The 15,228-nt window shown below is 72.8% G+C and carries 17 protein-coding genes, 1 pseudogene and 1 riboswitch; of the genes and pseudogenes, 2 read left to right on the top strand and 16 right to left on the bottom strand.

What is annotated here, in order from left to right; translation table 11 throughout:
* Positions 1 to 22: 22 nt before the first annotated feature.
* The 15 genes from pheS to rpe form a co-directional block, all read right to left on the bottom strand.
* A complete protein-coding gene (gene pheS / locus EAD98_RS12650; RefSeq protein ID WP_121654240.1) occupies positions 23 to 1,090 on the bottom strand; it encodes a phenylalanine--tRNA ligase subunit alpha in 1,068 nt (355 codons plus the stop codon).
* Between the two features lie 219 nt (positions 1,091 to 1,309).
* Positions 1,310 to 2,161 (bottom strand): RNA methyltransferase, encoded by an 852-nt coding sequence (locus EAD98_RS12645; RefSeq protein WP_199723383.1) that lies wholly within the window; start codon positions 2,159 to 2,161, stop codon positions 1,310 to 1,312.
* 29 nt (positions 2,162 to 2,190) lie between these two features.
* Positions 2,191 to 2,583, bottom strand: coding sequence for a 50S ribosomal protein L20 (gene rplT, locus EAD98_RS12640; protein WP_030335718.1), 393 nt, complete (start codon positions 2,581 to 2,583; stop codon positions 2,191 to 2,193).
* A gap of 32 nt (positions 2,584 to 2,615) precedes the next feature.
* Positions 2,616 to 2,810: a 50S ribosomal protein L35 gene (rpmI, locus tag EAD98_RS12635; protein ID WP_007458415.1), complete on the bottom strand. Its 195-nt coding sequence runs from the start codon at positions 2,808 to 2,810 to the stop codon at positions 2,616 to 2,618.
* A gap of 20 nt (positions 2,811 to 2,830) precedes the next feature.
* The gene (gene infC / locus EAD98_RS12630) at positions 2,831 to 3,481 is read right to left on the bottom strand and encodes a translation initiation factor IF-3 (RefSeq protein ID WP_121654238.1); all 651 of its coding nucleotides are present in this window, start codon (positions 3,479 to 3,481) and stop codon (positions 2,831 to 2,833) included.
* Between the two features lie 552 nt (positions 3,482 to 4,033).
* Positions 4,034 to 4,507 (bottom strand): PH domain-containing protein, encoded by a 474-nt coding sequence (locus EAD98_RS12625; protein ID WP_199723382.1) that lies wholly within the window; start codon positions 4,505 to 4,507, stop codon positions 4,034 to 4,036.
* A gap of 493 nt (positions 4,508 to 5,000) precedes the next feature.
* Complete coding sequence (hisG, locus tag EAD98_RS12620) at positions 5,001 to 5,846, bottom strand: ATP phosphoribosyltransferase (RefSeq protein ID WP_121654237.1); 846 nt, start codon at positions 5,844 to 5,846, stop codon at positions 5,001 to 5,003.
* 47 nt (positions 5,847 to 5,893) lie between these two features.
* Complete coding sequence (locus tag EAD98_RS12615; protein ID WP_089016570.1) at positions 5,894 to 6,157, bottom strand: phosphoribosyl-ATP diphosphatase; 264 nt, start codon at positions 6,155 to 6,157, stop codon at positions 5,894 to 5,896.
* Between the two features lie 26 nt (positions 6,158 to 6,183).
* Positions 6,184 to 6,681: a 6,7-dimethyl-8-ribityllumazine synthase gene (gene ribH, locus EAD98_RS12610; protein ID WP_121654236.1), complete on the bottom strand. Its 498-nt coding sequence runs from the start codon at positions 6,679 to 6,681 to the stop codon at positions 6,184 to 6,186.
* A 2-nt stretch (positions 6,682 to 6,683) separates the two neighbouring features.
* Positions 6,684 to 7,949: a bifunctional 3,4-dihydroxy-2-butanone-4-phosphate synthase/GTP cyclohydrolase II gene (locus tag EAD98_RS12605; RefSeq protein ID WP_121654235.1), complete on the bottom strand. Its 1,266-nt coding sequence runs from the start codon at positions 7,947 to 7,949 to the stop codon at positions 6,684 to 6,686.
* A gap of 67 nt (positions 7,950 to 8,016) precedes the next feature.
* Positions 8,017 to 8,706 (bottom strand): nicotinamide riboside transporter PnuC, encoded by a 690-nt coding sequence (gene pnuC, locus EAD98_RS12600; protein WP_121654234.1) that lies wholly within the window; start codon positions 8,704 to 8,706, stop codon positions 8,017 to 8,019.
* Positions 8,706 to 9,344, bottom strand: a complete 639-nt coding sequence (locus tag EAD98_RS12595; RefSeq protein ID WP_121654233.1) for a riboflavin synthase — start codon at positions 9,342 to 9,344, stop codon at positions 8,706 to 8,708. The genes pnuC and EAD98_RS12595 overlap by 1 nt, the downstream gene beginning before the upstream one ends.
* Position 9,345: 1 nt before the next feature.
* The gene (ribD, locus tag EAD98_RS12590; protein WP_121654232.1) at positions 9,346 to 10,407 is read right to left on the bottom strand and encodes a bifunctional diaminohydroxyphosphoribosylaminopyrimidine deaminase/5-amino-6-(5-phosphoribosylamino)uracil reductase RibD; all 1,062 of its coding nucleotides are present in this window, start codon (positions 10,405 to 10,407) and stop codon (positions 9,346 to 9,348) included.
* A 161-nt stretch (positions 10,408 to 10,568) separates the two neighbouring features.
* Positions 10,569 to 10,739: riboswitch (FMN riboswitch) on the bottom strand.
* A gap of 78 nt (positions 10,740 to 10,817) precedes the next feature.
* Positions 10,818 to 11,774 (bottom strand): response regulator, encoded by a 957-nt coding sequence (locus EAD98_RS12585; RefSeq protein ID WP_121654231.1) that lies wholly within the window; start codon positions 11,772 to 11,774, stop codon positions 10,818 to 10,820.
* Position 11,775: 1 nt separating this feature from the next.
* Positions 11,776 to 12,456, bottom strand: coding sequence for a ribulose-phosphate 3-epimerase (rpe, locus tag EAD98_RS12580; RefSeq protein WP_121654230.1), 681 nt, complete (start codon positions 12,454 to 12,456; stop codon positions 11,776 to 11,778).
* Between the two features lie 254 nt (positions 12,457 to 12,710).
* Between rpe and EAD98_RS12575 the strand changes: the two genes are divergently transcribed.
* Positions 12,711 to 13,601 carry a septum formation family protein gene (locus EAD98_RS12575; RefSeq protein ID WP_121654229.1) on the top strand — a complete coding sequence of 297 codons (891 nt, stop codon included), beginning with the start codon at positions 12,711 to 12,713 and terminating at the stop codon, positions 13,599 to 13,601.
* An 84-nt stretch (positions 13,602 to 13,685) separates the two neighbouring features.
* Complete coding sequence (locus EAD98_RS12570) at positions 13,686 to 14,576, top strand: septum formation family protein (RefSeq protein WP_121654228.1); 891 nt, start codon at positions 13,686 to 13,688, stop codon at positions 14,574 to 14,576.
* A gap of 69 nt (positions 14,577 to 14,645) precedes the next feature.
* Here the strand turns inward: EAD98_RS12570 and EAD98_RS12565 are convergent.
* Positions 14,646 to 15,228, bottom strand: a pseudogene (locus tag EAD98_RS12565) (RsmB/NOP family class I SAM-dependent RNA methyltransferase); the annotation flags it as partial.

Genomic DNA, 15,228 nt, shown 5'->3' with positions numbered 1-15,228 from the left:
CCGTGTCTCGTACCCGCATCGCCTACGCCCCGGTCCCGAGCGCGCGGCTGAACCGCACGTCGCCCTCGAAGAGATGGCGGATGTCGCTGACCCCGTGCCGGACCATCAGGGTCCGGTCGATGCCCATGCCGAAGGCGAATCCGGAGTAGACCTCCGGGTCCACGCCGCAGGCGCGCAGCACCCGCGGGTTGACCATCCCGCAGCCGCCCCACTCGACCCACTGGGGGCCGTCGCGGTGCTCCGGGAACCAGACGTCGAACTCCGCCGACGGCTCGGTGAACGGGAAGTAGTGCGGCCGCCACCGGGTCTTCGCCTCCGGGCCGAAGATCGCCCGGGCGAAGTGGTCGAGCGTGCCGCGCAGGTGCGCCATCGTGATGCCCTTGTCGACGACAAGTCCCTCGGCCTGGTGGAAGACCGGGCTGTGGGTGGCGTCCACCTCGTCGGTGCGGTAGACGCGGCCCGGCACGATCACGTAGATCGGCGGCGTGCGGCTGAGCATCGTACGGGTCTGCACGGTCGAGGTGTGCGTGCGCAGCACCAGGCCGGAGCCCTCCGGTGCGATGTGGAAGGTGTCCATCAGCCCGCGCGCCGGGTGGTCGGCGGGGATGTTCAACGCGTCGAAGTTGACCCACTCCAGGTCGACCTCGGGGCCCTCGGCCACCTCGTAGCCCATCCCGACGAACAGGTCGCTGATCGACTCCATCAGGGTGCTCAGCGGGTGCCGGGCGCCACGCGGACGCCGGTCGTAGGGCAGGGTGACGTCCACCCGCTCCTCCACCAGCACCCGCTCGGCCTGCTCGCGCTCCACGACCTCGGCGCGGTCGGCGTACGCGGTCTCGATCGCCCGGCGGGCCTCGTTGACCCGCTTGCCGGCGTCCGACTTCGCGGCCGGCGGCAGCGCGCCGATCTCGCGGCGGGCCAGCGAGACCGGTGACCGGTCACCGAGGTGCGCGGGACGCAGCGCGGTCAGCGCGTCCGGGTCGGTGGCCGCCGTGAACGCCTTCGTGGCGTCGGCGACGGCCGCGGCCAGTGCGGCCGGGTCGAGCAGGGCGACCTGCTTCGGGTCGTACGGATCGTTGCGGTAGCTCATGGCGTACGGGCACTCCCTCACGGCGGCGCCAGCCCTCACCGGGGCGGCTAAGCGAGTCTACGGACGCGCGGCTGCGCCGCAGCCCGCCGGTAGGAGTGTCGTGCAGGGAGCAGGTCAGGCCCGCCGCCCGCCGACACCGGCGGGCTGGCTAAACGAACGCCGTTGCGCGTTCATCGACGGACGCTCTCCCCTGCGGTATGCGCGCCGGGCGTGGACACCTCAGCGCTGTGCTCTCGCTGAAGCGTACAGGCAGACCGCCGCCGCCGCAGCCAGGTTCAGGCTCTCCGCGCGCCCGTGCAGCGGCACCCGGACCCGGGCGTCGGCCGCGGCGGCCAGCTCCTCCGGCAGCCCGTGCGCCTCGGAGCCGAACAGCCAGGCGGTGGGCCCGGCGAGCCGCCCGTCGTCGGCCAGGTCGTCCAGGTCGCTGTCGCCGTAGCCGGTGGTGGCCAGCACGGTCAGGCCGCTGGCGCGCAGCGCGTCGACCACCTGGACCGGGTCGGTGGCGCGGACCACGTCCACGTGGAAGAGGCTGCCGGCGGAGGCCCGGACGCACTTGCCGTTGTACGGGTCGACGGCGTCGCCGGCGAAGACCACCGCGCCCGCCCCGGCCGCGTCGGCGGTGCGCAGCACGGTGCCGGCGTTACCCGGGTCCCGGATCTCGGCGAGCACCGCCACCAGGCGGGGCGTACCGGCGAGGGCCTGCTCCAGCGGCACGTCCAGGTGCCGGCAGACGGCGACCAGCCCCTGCGGGGCGACGGTCTCGGCCAGCGCGGCGAGCCCCTCGTCGGTCACCTCGGAGACCGGCACGTCGGCGCGGGCCGCAGCGGCGGCCAGCTCCGCGTACCGGTCGAGGGCGGTGGGCGTACCGAACAGCTCGGTGACCACCTCGGGCCGCGCGAGGGCCTCGCGGACCGCCTGCGGTCCCTCGGCCAGGAACCGGCCGGTGGCCTCGCGGTCCCGGCGGCGCTGCAACCGGCGGGCGGCGACCACCCTGGGTGTACGGGGGGTGAAGGCCATGGTGTGCGGTCCTCCGGCACGATTGAGGCGCCCCCCGGACGGCGGTGCCGACACGGGAGACGCCTCGCTCTTGTGCGCGGGGATCAGGCGGCCTGGGCCGCCGCGCCGCCGGTGCCCTCGGCCGCGACCGCGGCCCGGGCCAGCTCGACGATCGCCGCGAAGGCGGCGGCGTCGTTGACAGCCAGGTCGGCCAGGATCTTGCGGTCGACCTCGATGCCGGCCAGACGCAGGCCCTGGATCAGGCGGTTGTAGGTCATCCCGTTGGCCCGGGCGCCCGCGTTGATCCGCTGGATCCACAGCTGCCGGAAGTCGCCCTTGCGGTCACGACGGTCCCGGTAGGCGTACTGCATCGAGTGCAGCACCTGCTCCTTGGCCTTGCGGTACAGCCGGGAGCGCTGACCGCGGTAACCGCTCGCGGTCTCCAGCAGGGTACGACGCTTCTTCTGGGCGTTCACAGCCCGCTTGACGCGTGCCATCTCAACTCCTTCTTACGTAAAGGTGGCGCGCGTCAGCGGCCGAGCAGCTTCTTGATGCGCTTGACGTCGGCCTTGGCCAGCACGACCGTGCCGGTCAGCCGGCGGGTCTGGGTGGAGGGCTTCTTCTCCAGGTTGTGGCGGAGGCCGGCCTGCTGGGCAACGATCTTGCCCTTGCCGGTCACCTTGACCCGCTTACCCATACCCGTGTGGCTCTTCATCTTCGGCATGTGGAACGTCTTCTCCCCTGTTACTCGCCGCTGGTGTCGGCGGCGGTGCCGGTGTCACCGGCTGCTGCGGTCTCGCCGGCCGCCGCGGTCTCATCGGCTTCCGGAGCGGCGGACTCGTCCGCGCCCCGGTCCCGAGGTGCACCGCGGGACGCCGTAGCGGCGACCGCGGAGGCCTTGACGGCCCGATGCGGAGCGAGAACCATGATCATGTTTCGGCCGTCCTGCTTCGGAGCGGCCTCGACGTAGCCCAGGTCCGTGATCTCGGATTCGAGCCGACGCAGGAGCCGGTAACCCAGCTCCGGGCGGCTCTGCTCGCGACCGCGGAACATGATCGTCACCTTGACCTTGTCGCCCGCCTTGAGGAACCGCACCACGTGACCCTTCTTGGTCTCGTAGTCGTGCGGATCGATCTTCGGTCGGAGCTTCATTTCCTTGATGACGGTCTGCTGCTGATTACGCCGCGCTTCGCGCGCCTTGAGTGCGCTCTCGTACTTGAACTTGCCGAAGTCCATGAGCTTGCACACCGGCGGGCGCGCCATCGGCGCAACCTCGACCAGGTCCAGATCGACGTCCGCGGCCAGCTGAAGGGCGCGCTCCAGTGGGACGATGCCCACCTGCTCACCCTCGGGGCCGACCAGTCGGACCTCACGTGCCCGGATCTGCTCGTTCACGCGTGGTTCGACGCTGATGGGGCCTCCTCGAGTCGTTTCTGCTCTCTCACCGACCCCCGCGGTTCCCGGGTGGGAACCGACCTGGAAAGCAGAAGGCCCCGGCGCATGCCAGGGCCCGCTCGACCGGTCGGCACGATCACAGGATCGCGCATCCGGAACCGGGACGTGCCCGGAACCGGTGACCGGGACCCGGCCACCGTAGCGGCGACTCGGGTGGGAGCAGGCGCTCCGCTTTCATGGCTGTCTGCTCGCACGCGGAGACAGCCTGGTCGACTCGACAACACTACACCCCAGCCCCGGCCGCTCCCAAACCGGACACCGACGAGCGCGCCGCCCCCGCCCTGGTGCCCGGCGGCCCCGGGCATGCGTGGGGCTCGACTCGGTCAGCGGCCGGGCCGACCGGTCAGGGCGACTCGGTCAGCAGCCGGGCGGACCGGTCAGGGCGACTCGGTCAGCGGCCGGGCGGAGCCGTCAGGGCGACTCGGTCAGCGGGGGGCGGAGCCGTCAGGGCGACTCGGTCAGCGGCCGGGCGGAGCGGTCAGGGCGACTCGGTCAGCGGCCGGACGCGCGCTCGGCGAGGCGGGACTGGTGCGCCTCGTGCAGCCGGCGCAGCGCGCGGACCCCCTCGACGGCCAACTCCTTGTCGGCAGCCTGCAGGGCGACCATCGGCAGCAGGTCGTCGTCGTGCAGCTCCAGGCTCGCCCACGGCGCGCCCCGGTCGAAGCGGACGCCCCGGACAACCTCCCAGGGCAGGGTGTACGAGCTGACGATGTTGCGCACCCGGATTCCGTGCGCGTCGGCCTCCACGCGGGGACGGGTGAAGAGCAGGAAGCCCAACGCCCCGAAGACACCCAGCCCGATCATGGCGACCTGGTCGCCGCGCTGGAAACTGCCGTAGCCGTCGCCGGTCGGGCCGCTCAGCGAGGTGGCCACCAGAGCGAACACCACCACCAGCGCGACCGCCGAGGACCAGCAGACCACCCGGATGCGGCGGGGCTTCAGACGTACCAGCTCCGTTTCACTCACCCTGCCAGTCTGCCACCCGCCCCTGCCCGGCGACCGCACCACCCGCCGAGCGCCCGTCAGGCGCGAGCTGCCCCATGAGCATCCGACCGCCAGCAGCGGCTGCTCGCCGAGGTGGGCCGGCCGGCGGCCAGCGCGGCAGAACCACCCGCCGAAGCCTCCGCCGCGCAGTTCCCCGCAAGATCGCGCTCGATCCGGGATCCAGTGGCCTCGGCCGCGATTGGAAGCCACTACTTCCGTGTTCGAGCGTGATCTTTCAGGTCAGCGGTGATCGTCGCGCGGTTCCAGACGTGTCGCGGGCGCCACGGGCCGGTAGATCCACTCGAGATCAGCGATATGGGGGTGTCCCGCACGGACGGACACCCCCATATCGGCGATCCCGAGTCGATCAAGCCAGCCCGCCAACCCGACGACCCCGACGCCGATCACGCCGACCTCAACCCGGCGACCCGACGCCGATCAAGCGGCTGGCCGATCCGGCCCGGGATCTGGGCGGTCAGAGCCGGCAGGCGTGGATGTTGGTGACCAGGATGGCCCGGGCGCCCAGTTCGTACAGCTCGTCCATGATCCGGTGCACGTCGTCGCGGAGCACCATCGCCTGCACCGCCACCCATCCCTCGCGGTGCAGCGGCGACACCGTGGGCGACTCGATGCCGGGGGTCAGCCCGCTGGCCCGGTCCAGCAGGCCGGCGGGCACGTCGTAGGCGAGCATCACGTACCGGCGGGCCACCAGCACACCGTGCAGGCGGCGCAGCAGTTGCTCGGCCTGCGGGTGCCCGGTCGCGCCGGCCCGGCGGACCAGCACCGCCGAGGAGCGCAGCAGCGGTTCGCCGAAGACCACGAGCCCCGCCTGGCGCAGGGTGGCACCGGTCTCCACCACGTCGGCGACCACGTCGGCGACGCCGAGCCGGACGGCGTTCTCCACCGCGCCGTCGAGGCGGATCACGTCGGCCTTGACGCCCAGCTCGCCGAGGTGCCGCTCGACCAGCCCCGGGTACGCGGTGGCGATCCGGTGCCCGCCCAGGTCGCGTACCGAGGCGATGTCGTCGGGGCGGGCGGCGAAGCGGAAGGTGGCCTGGCCGAAGACGAGGTCGACGACCTCCTCGGCCGGCGCGGCCGAGTCGATCAGCAGGTCCCGGCCGGTGATCCCGAGGTCGAGGTCGCCGGAGCCCACGTAGGTGGCGATGTCCTTGGGGCGCAGGTAGAAGAATTCGACGTCGTTGGGCTCGTCCCGGCAGACGAGGTCCTTGGGGTCGGTGCGCTGGCGGTAGCCCGCCTCGCGCAGCATCTGGGCGGCCGGTTCGGCCAGGGTGCCCTTGTTGGGAATGGCGACACGCAGCATGACGGAGTGCTCCTTCGATCCGGGATGGCGATCAGCGGGTGGGGCACTCACAGATGTCGGTAGACGTCCTTGAGTTCGAGGCCGCTGGCCAGCATCAGCACCTGGACCTGGTAGAGCAGTTGGGAGATCTCCTCGGCGGTGCGCTGCGGCCCTTCGTGCTCGGCGGCCATCCACGACTCGGCCGCCTCCTCGACGACCTTCTTGCCGATGAAGTGCACCCCTTTGTCCAGGGCGGCGACGGTGCCCGAGCCGGGGGTGCCGGCGGCGGCCTTGGCCTGCAGCTCGGCGAACAACTCCTCGAACGTCTTCACGGGAGGCGATTCTTCCAGCCGGCAGGTCAGCCGCTGAAGCCGACCCGCTGGCCGTTGCGGGCGAGCGTCCGGACGGCGAGGGCGGCGTCGAGTGCGGCGACGGTGGCCGACCAGCCCTTGTCCTCCGCCGACCCGGGGAGCCCGGCCCGGTCCCGGGCCTGCTCGATGGTGTCCACGGTGAGCACCCCGTGCGCCACCGGCTTACCCTCGTCCAGCGCCACCCGGGTCAGCCCGTCGGTGACCGAACGGCAGACGTAGTCGAAGTGCGCGGTGGATCCGCGGACCACCACGCCGAGTGCGACCACCACGTCGTAGCGGCGCGCGAGGGCCTGGGCGACCACCGGCAGCTCGACCGAGCCGGCGACCCGGGCCACCACGGAGCTCGCGCCGCACGCCTCGGCCGCGGCCACCGCGCGCTCCAGCATGTGGTCGGTCAGCTCACCGTGCCATCGGGCCGCCACCACGCCGACGGTCAGCCCCGCCGCGTCCACCGCGTCGATTCCCGGCTCACCGAAACCCGCCATCGTCATGCTCCGATCTCGTCGTTGGCGACCGGACGCCCCAGCGGCGCCTCGCTCACCTCGTCCAACTCGTCCAGCAGGTGACCCATCCGGTCCCGTTTGGTGCGCAGGTAGCGCATGTTCTCCGGGTGCGCGCCGACGGGCAGCCCCTCGCGGCCGGTGATGGTCAGCCCGTACCCCTCCAACCCGGCCCGCTTGGCCGGGTTGTTGGTCAGCAGCCGCATCGAGCGCACACCCAGGTCGTAGAGGATCTGCGCGCCGGTGCCGTAGTCGCGGGCGTCGGCCGGCAGGCCCAGGTCGAGGTTGGCGTCGACGGTGTCGCGGCCCAGGTCCTGCAACTGGTACGCCTGGAGCTTGTGCAGCAGCCCGATGCCGCGCCCCTCGTGCCCGCGGACGTAGAGCACCACGCCCCGGCCCTCCCGGGCGACGCGGGCCAGCGCGGCGTCCAGCTGCGGCCCGCAGTCGCAGCGCAGCGAGCCGAACACGTCACCGGTGAGGCACTCGGAGTGCACCCGGACCAGCACGTCCTGGCCGTCACCGATGTCGCCCAGCACCATCGCGACGTGCTCGGCCGGGTCGTGCTCGGCGCGGTAGCCGAGCGCCCGGAACACTCCGTGGCGGGTCGGCATCCGGGCGTCGGCGACCATCTCGACCTGCTTCTCGGTCCGCCGCCGGTACGCGATCAGGTCGGCGATGGTGATCAGCAGGAGGCCGTGCTCGGCGGCGAACTTCTCCAGGTCCGGCAGGCGCATCATGGTGCCGTCGTCGTTGACCAGCTCGCAGAGCACGCCGGCCGGACGCAGCCCGGCCAGCCGGGTCAGGTCGATCCCCGCCTCGGTGTGCCCCGGCCGGCGCAGCACCCCGCCCTCGCGGGCGCGCAGCGGCACCACGTGCCCGGGGCGGGCCAGATCCGTCGGGTCGGTCGCCGCGTCGGCGAGCAGCCGGCTGGTGTGCGCGCGGTCGGCCGCCGAGATGCCGGTGCTGACCCCCTCGCGGGCGTCCACGGTCACCGTGTACGCGGTGCCGCGCCGGTCCTGGTTGGTGTGGTGCATCGGCGGCAGGTCGAGCCGGTCGGCCTCGGTCTCGGTCAACGCCACACAGACGTACCCGGAGGTGTAGCGCACCATGAACGCCATCAGCTCCGGCGTGGCCAGCTCGGCCGCGAAGATGAGGTCGCCCTCGTTCTCCCGGTCGGCGTCGTCGACCACGACGACCGGCCGGCCGGCCGCGATCTCCGCGATCGCCTGCTCGATGTCCCCGAAGCTGGTCATGCCGTCACTCCGCTTCGCTTCATAACGCCCTGAGGCACCACGACGCTGAACCTGATGATTCGCTCGCTCATGCGACGGCCTCCGTGTAGGTGGACGGGATTGCGGTGGCCGGCCGGGCGGCGCGCGACGTGCGCCACCAGGCGGCGAAGCCCCAGGCGCAGAACGCGCCGTAGACCAGGTACATGGCCGCCGACGGGTAGAACCCGCCGCGCAGCAGCAATGGCACGCCGACCGCGTCGACCGCGATCCAGACCAGCCAGAACTCCACCCACCCGCGGGCCATGCCGTAGGTGGCCAGCAGGCTGCCGGTGAGGATCCAGGCGTCCGGCAGTGGGCCCCAGGAGCCCAGTGCGGCGAGCACCGGGTACGCCGCGGCGGTGCCGACCGCGGCCGCCAGCAGCATCGCCAGGCGCTCGCGCCCGGTGGCCCAGCGCGGCCGCACCGCGGCGTGCCCGGCGTCGGTGAGGCGGTTGCGCCGCCAGCGCCACCAGCCGTAGACGCTGACCGCGAAGAAGAACACCTGCCGGCCGGCCTGCCCGTACAGGTCGTGCTCCTGCGGGGTGGCGAACACCCCGCCGAGGAAGACGGTGAACAGCAGCGCGTTGCCGATCATGCCGACCGGCCAGGCCCAGACCACCCGACGCAGGCCCAGGAGCGCGGAGACCAGCCCGAACACGTTGCCGACGATCTCCCGGACCAGCACCGGCGAGCCGGCCACCTGCACCTGGGCGTCCAGGAGCCAGCCGAGCGGGCCCATCAGACGGCCCCGCCGGTGCCGGCGGACGCGGCGGCGTCGTCGGCCAGCCGGGCGCCGAGCAGCCGCTCGACGTACTTGGCCAGGACGTCGACCTCCAGGTTGACCGGGTCGCCGACGCCCTTGGCGCCGAGCGTGGTCAGCTTGAGGGTGGTCGGGATCAGGCCGACGGAGAACTGGTCCGCGCCGACCTCGGCCACGGTCAGCGAGACGCCGTCGATGGTGATCGAGCCCTTCTCCACCACGTACCGGGCCAGGGCGGCGGGCAGCCGGAACCGGACGGTCTCCCACTGCTCGGCCGGCTCCCGGGAGATCAGCTCACCGACCCCGTCGACGTGCCCCTGCACCAGGTGCCCGCCGAGCCGGCTGCCCAGCGCGGCTGCCCGCTCCAGGTTGACCGGATCACCGGGGCGCAGCGCGCCCAGCGCGGAGCGGCGCAGCGTCTCCCCCATCACGTCCGCGGTGAAGACACCGTCCGCCGCCTCCACCACGGTCAGGCAGACGCCGTTGACCGCGATGGAGTCGCCGTGGCGGGCGTCGGAGGTGACCAGCGGGCCGCGTACGGCGACCAGCGCCGAATCGCCCGCCGTCGCCGTCACCCGGACGACCTCGCCCAGCTCCTCGACAATGCCGGTGAACATGTCAGCCCTCCCTCTTCCGGGGCAAAGCGGTGATCCGCAGATCCGGACCGACCTGCGTAACGTCGACGAACTCCAGATCGATCGCCTCAGCGATGGTCGTCACTCCCGCGTCGACCAGGGCGGTGGGGCCGGCGCCGAGCAGCCGCGGCGCGACGTACCCGACGATCTTGTCGACCAGGCCGGCGGCGAGGAACGCGCCGGCCAGCCGGGGGCCGCCCTCCAGCAGCACCGCGCGGACCCCGCGCTGGTGCAGCGCCGCGAGCAGAGCCGGCAGGTCGACCCGGCCGTCCGGGCCCGCGCCGACCTCGGCGGCGGTCGCGATCCACGTCCGCGCGGCGCCGTCGCGGACCCGGGCGTCGGCCGGGGTACGCCCCGAGCTGTCCACCACCACCCGCAGCGGCTGCCGGATGGCCAGGCTGCCGTCGCGCAGGTTGCGGGCGGTCAGTCGGGGATCGTCGGCGAGCACGGTGCCGACCCCGGCGATGACCGCGTCGACCGTGCCGCGCAGCGCGTGCACGTCCATCCGGGCCGCCTCCGAGGTGATCCACATGCTGGTACCGTCCGCCGCCGCGGACCGGCCGTCGACCGTGGCGGCGTACTTCCAGATCACGTACGGCCAGCCCCGGCGCATCGAGGTCAACCAGGCGACGTTGCCGGCCTCGGCCTCGTCGCCGCGTATTCCCAGGTCCACGCGGACCCCGGCGGACCGCAGCGTGGCGGCGCCACCGGTGGCCACCGGGTTCGGGTCGGGGACGGCGATCACCACCCGGGCCACGCCGGCCTGGACCAGCGCGCTGCTGCAGGGGCCGGTGCGGCCGGTGTGGTCACAGGGTTCCAGGGTGACGACCGCGGTGCCGCCACGGGCGCGCTCGCCGGCCTGGGCCAGCGCGACGATCTCGGCGTGCGGCCCGCCGGCGTAGGCGTGGAAGCCTTCGCCGACGACCGTGCCGTCGGCGTCGAGCAGCACGCAGCCGACCACTGGGTTGGGGCTGGTGGTGCCCAGCCCGCGCGCCGCCAGCTCGATCGCGCGTCGCATCGCCTCATCGACGGAGACGCTGGCCATCGCCGTGTCCCTGCCTCTCACTCGCCGGTCCGCGCGCGGGCGGTCAGGGAGGCGGCATGGGGCCGCGGGCAGGCGGCGGCGGATTCCGGGTACGGCTCGGCCGCCCCGGGGGGTCGGCACGGCACGCTGAAGCCAGCGGCCGGCTCGGACCCGTCCGTCCCGCGCGCTGTCTCCCATCCGGACTGTCTGGGCGCGGACGAACCGCCCCCAACCGTCGGCCCCGGATTCTCACCAGGTCCACCGGGCGGCACAGCCGTCCGGGTCGCGGGCTTACCACGGTTGGACCGTGGATCACCGCCGGTTCGGAATTTCACCGAGTCCCGCCAGCGCGTGGTGGGTACAACGGCAGTCTTACACGCGAACGGGGGTGCGCCGCCACCGAGGCGAGCTACTTCACAGCCGGATCACGCTCACGTGACGCCGCGCCGCCGGTCCACCGCCACGTACGACCCGGGCTGGCTCTTGGCCACGGTCTTCATCTCGGAGGCCACCGCGATCGCCTCGAGCGGGTCGGTGAACCGCTTACCGGCGTCGGAGAGGGAGACGCCGATGGAGAGGGTGACCAGGGCGGCGCGACGGATGGTGCCCCGCCGGTCCTTCAGCTCGACGAAGCCGCGCTCCCGGTCGGTCGGGTCGTAGAGCGTGTCGGCCGCCTTCTCGAAGTCGACCACCGCCCGGGAGGTCAGCGAGCGGACCTGGTCCGGTGCGCAGACGATGACGAAGTCGTCGCCGCCGACGTGGCCGAGGAAGGCCGGTGGCAGACCGACCGCCACCACCGCACGGTGCAGGCTCCGGGCCAGCGCGGAGATGAAGTCGTCGCCCCGGACGAAGCCGTACCGGTCGTTGACGCTCTTGAACCGGTCGATGTCGATGTAGCCGACCGCGTAGTCCACCCCGTGCCGGACCCGGTCGCTGATCTCCCGACGGATCCGGCTGTTGCCGGGCAGCCCGGTCAGCGGGGAGACCTCCCGGAACTCCTTGTTGCGGCGCAGGGTCGACGAGACCCGGGCCACCAGCTCGGCGGTGTCGAACGGTTTGACCAGGTAGTCGTCGGCGCCGGCGCTGAGCCCGTGCACCTTGTCGACGGTCATCCCCTTGGCCGTCAGCATGATCACCGGCAGGGCGGAGGTCATCGGGTCGGCGCGCAGCCGCCGGGTCAGCTCCAGCCCGTCGATCCGGGGCATCATCAGGTCGACCACGGCCAGGTCGGGTCGTTGCCGCTCGATGACCTCGAGGGCCTCCTGGCCGTCGCTGGCGTGGATCACCTCGAAGCCGTGCAACCGCAGGTTGAACTCGACGAAACGGGCGATGTCCTCATCGTCGTCGACGACGAGGATGATGTCCTTCCGGTCGCCCTCGGGGTCCATCTCAGGCCCCGGGAGCCGCGCGTTCCGCCAGTGCCCGCAGGTGGCGTACCGCCTCCGCCGGGTCGGCGGCGCCGTAGACGGCGGTGCCGGCCACGAAGGCGTCGGCGCCCGCGGCGGCCGCCTGCTCGATGGTGTCGGCGGCGATCCCACCGTCCACCTCGATCCGCAGCTCCAGGTGCCCGGCATCGACGTGCCGGCGGGCGGCGCGAACCTTGTCCAGCAGCTGCGGGAGGAACCGCTGCCCGCCGAAACCGGCCTTGATCGTCATGATCAGCAGGGTGTCGAAGCTGGGCAGCAGGTCCAGGTACGGCTCGATCGGGGTGTCCCGGTCGATGGCCAGCCCGGCCTTCGCGCCGGCGGAGCGCAGGTCCTTGGCCAGCGCCACCGGGTCGTCGCACGCCTCGGCGTGGAAGGTCACGTTGTACGCCCCGGCGTCGGCGTAGCCGGGGGCCCACCGACGCGGGTCCTCGATCATCAGGTGCACGTCGAACGGCATCGCGGTGACGGCGCGCAGGCTCTGCACGACGGGCAGACCGATGGTCAGGTTCGGCACGAAGTGGTTGTCCATCACGTCCACGTGCAACCAGTCCGCGGCGTCCTCGACGGCACGGACCTCTTCGGCGAGGCGGGCGAAATCGGCGGCCAGGATGCTCGGCGCGACGATGGGCGGCGGTACGGTCACGGGGCCAGTGTACGAACGCGGTGACCCGCCGCCCCCATCGCGGCACCATCCGGGACGCGCTGTGATCCAGCGGTGACCAGTGGTGCAGAATTGGTCGGTCCGGGCCGCCGAATCCGGACGAACAGACATCAACGGCTGGCCGATCGACGGAAACGCGACGACACTCCAACCGGGACGGTGCCGTAGGCTGCACGCCCGCCGGGGTCTCGCCGCGGGGCGCGGTGACCGGTCGCCAGCTCTCGGGAGGGCGGACGATGCGACGGTGGCTTCCAGCGCTGGCGCTGGCCGGCGTCACGATGGTGCTGCTGGCCGGCTGCGGGCCCGCGCGGGGCGCCGACGGTGACCTCACCGACGACTGGCCGGCGCTGCGGGCCCCAAAACCGTTCACCCCCGCCACCGACACCTGCCTGCCCCGGGTCACCTCGATCGTGCAGGCCAGCACGTACGAGACGGTGGACTGCGCGCGCAGCCACCTGGCCGAGGCGATCCACGTCGGCACCTTCGACGGCCCCGCCGCGCGCGCCACCACCCGGCCCCAGCCGGGGTCGTCGGGCCTGCGAGCCGCCCGCGCCGAGTGTGACCAGCGGGCCCGGGAGGTGCTCGGCGGCGACTGGCACACGGCACGGCTCACCCTGTCGGTCTCGCTGCCCTCGGCACCGGCCTGGGCCGGCGGCGCACGCTGGTTCCGCTGCGATCTCAGCGAGACCGGCAGCATCGACAACACGCGGCCGGTGAACCGCGTCGGCAGCCTGCGCGGCGCGTTGATCGGTGACACCCCGCTGACCCACCGCTGCTTCGATCCCAAGCTGATCGGCGACAACCTCAACTACATGGCCCCGGTGCTCTGCACCGAGCCGCACCGCGCCGAATTCGTCGGCGTCTACGCGGAACGCGACATGAGCTGGGCGGACTTCACCCGCTCCGCCGAGCAGGCGCACCGGCGCTGCATGGCGTTGATCGCCGCGTACGCCGCGGTGCCGAACAACAGCGACCTGCCGTACCGGGCCGGGTCCATCTACTACCCACCATCACAGCGGGAGTGGGAGGAGGGCGACCGTGGGGTGCGCTGTTTCCTATGGAGCGACGACCGCAAACTCACCCGCTCGATGCGCAATGCGGGCCCCCAGGGACTACCGGCCATCTGAGCACCGGTGCCGTATGCTGCTGCGCCGTGGCGCTACCGACCGGCCGGGGGCCGGCCGGAGACCAGCAGCGGCGGGAGGTCGGGCATGCGACGGTGGTTGACGGCGCTCGCCGTGGGCGCGACGGCGGCCCTGGCGCTGGCCGGGTGCGGCGCACCCGCCGGAGTTGACCGGAACCTCATCGACGACTGGCCGGCGCCCGTCGCGGCGCAGCAGTTCGTTCCCGCCACCGACGTCTGCCACCACGCAGCCCAGCAGGTCGGCTACCTGACCGGCTACAACCCGGTGGCGTGCACCGAGTCGCACCGGGTGGAGACCATGCACGTCGGCACGCTCAGCGGCCCGGGCACGGACCGCGCGACGCCCCCACCGCCCGGCTCGGTCGCCATGCGGGCCGCCCAGGCCGGCTGCGACAAGGAGGTCAGCAAGGCGGTCGGCGCCGACTGGCGCTCCGGGCGCCTCGGCCTGACCGTCGTGCTGCCCTCGGCGCCGGCGTGGGCCGGTGGGGCCCGCTGGTACCGCTGTGACGTCACCGAGATCGCCAGCATCGACGACACCTCCGTCGGCCTGCGCACCGGCAGCCTGCGGGGGGCGCTGACCGGCGCGGCGCCTCTGGCGTACCGCTGCTTCAACCCCAAGCTGGTCAGGGACGACATCGACGAGATGGTGCCGGTCTCGTGCACCAGCCGGCACCACGCCGAGTTCGTCGGAATCTGGAAGGCTCCGGACGTCAGCTACGCCGAGTTCACCCGCACCACCAAGCGGACCCACCGGGCCTGCCAGACGGTGACCGCCCGGTACGCCAAGGTGCCGGACAACTCCCAGCTCGACTTCCGCACCGGGACGATCTACTACCAGCCGTACGAGCAGGAGTGGAAGAACGGCAACCGTGGCGTGCAGTGCTTCCTGTGGATCAGCGACCGGAACCTGACCCGCTCGATGAAGGGCGCCGGCACCAAGGGCCTCCCGGTCACCTGACCCACCACTTCGCCGAAGCCAAGAGGAAGGGCCCCTGTCCAGGGGCCCTTCCTTTCGTCGAACGGCTGCTCAGCCTCGGCGCAGGACGGCGAGGAACATCGCGTCGGTGCCGTGCCGGTGCGGCCAGAGCTGCACGGTCGGGCCGTCACCCAGGCCGGGCATACCGGCCGGCAGCAGCGGGCGGGCGTCCACGAAGTCCACCGACACCCCGCTGCGGCGAGCCGCCTCGGTCACCGTCACGTGGGTCTCCACCGTGTGCGGCGAGCAGGTGACGTACGCGACCAGCCCGCCCGGACGGACCGCCCGCAGCGCCGCGCCGAGCAGCTCCCTTTGCAGCCGGGTCAGCGGCGGCAGGTCGGAGGGTTGGCGACGCCAGCGCGACTCCGGCCGGCGACGCAGCGACCCCAGCCCGGTGCACGGGGCGTCCACCAGCACCCGGTCGAAGTGCCCCTCCGGCAGCTTCGGGTCCGCGCCGACCTCGCGGCCGTCCATGGCCAGCACGGTCACCGGCAGACCACGGGTCGCCTGGGAGACGAGCCGGGCCCGGTGCTCGGCCACCTCCACCGCGGTCACCCGGGCGCCGCGCTGCGCGGCGAGCGCGCCGAGCAGCCCGGCCTTGCCGCCCGGACCGGCGCACAGGTCCAGCCAGCGC

Source organism: Micromonospora sp. CV4, from assembly GCF_003667455.1.
In the GTDB taxonomy this organism is placed as follows: domain Bacteria; phylum Actinomycetota; class Actinomycetes; order Mycobacteriales; family Micromonosporaceae; genus Micromonospora.
The sequence above is the reverse complement of the archived record's forward strand: the minus strand, read 5'-3'. Positions and strand labels throughout refer to the sequence as shown.

Excerpts from the sequence above, each read along its gene's own strand:
- EAD98_RS12585 (WP_121654231.1), bottom strand. The coding sequence starts at position 11,774 with ATGGACCCCGAGGGCGACCGGAAGGACATCATCCTCGTCGTCGACGAC.
- ribH (WP_121654236.1), bottom strand. The coding sequence starts at position 6,681 with ATGGCGGGTTTCGGTGAGCCGGGAATCGACGCGGTGGACGCGGCGGGG.
- pheS (WP_121654240.1), bottom strand. The coding sequence starts at position 1,090 with ATGAGCTACCGCAACGATCCGTACGACCCGAAGCAGGTCGCCCTGCTC.
- EAD98_RS12570 (WP_121654228.1), top strand. The coding sequence starts at position 13,686 with ATGCGACGGTGGTTGACGGCGCTCGCCGTGGGCGCGACGGCGGCCCTG.
- EAD98_RS12595 (WP_121654233.1), bottom strand. The coding sequence starts at position 9,344 with ATGTTCACCGGCATTGTCGAGGAGCTGGGCGAGGTCGTCCGGGTGACG.
- EAD98_RS12605 (WP_121654235.1), bottom strand. The coding sequence starts at position 7,949 with ATGACCAGCTTCGGGGACATCGAGCAGGCGATCGCGGAGATCGCGGCC.
- pnuC (WP_121654234.1), bottom strand. The coding sequence starts at position 8,706 with ATGGGCCCGCTCGGCTGGCTCCTGGACGCCCAGGTGCAGGTGGCCGGC.
- rplT (WP_030335718.1), bottom strand. The coding sequence starts at position 2,583 with ATGGCACGCGTCAAGCGGGCTGTGAACGCCCAGAAGAAGCGTCGTACC.
- rpmI (WP_007458415.1), bottom strand. The coding sequence starts at position 2,810 with ATGCCGAAGATGAAGAGCCACACGGGTATGGGTAAGCGGGTCAAGGTG.
- hisG (WP_121654237.1), bottom strand. The coding sequence starts at position 5,846 with ATGCTGCGTGTCGCCATTCCCAACAAGGGCACCCTGGCCGAACCGGCC.
- EAD98_RS12575 (WP_121654229.1), top strand. The coding sequence starts at position 12,711 with ATGCGACGGTGGCTTCCAGCGCTGGCGCTGGCCGGCGTCACGATGGTG.
- ribD (WP_121654232.1), bottom strand. The coding sequence starts at position 10,407 with ATGGCCAGCGTCTCCGTCGATGAGGCGATGCGACGCGCGATCGAGCTG.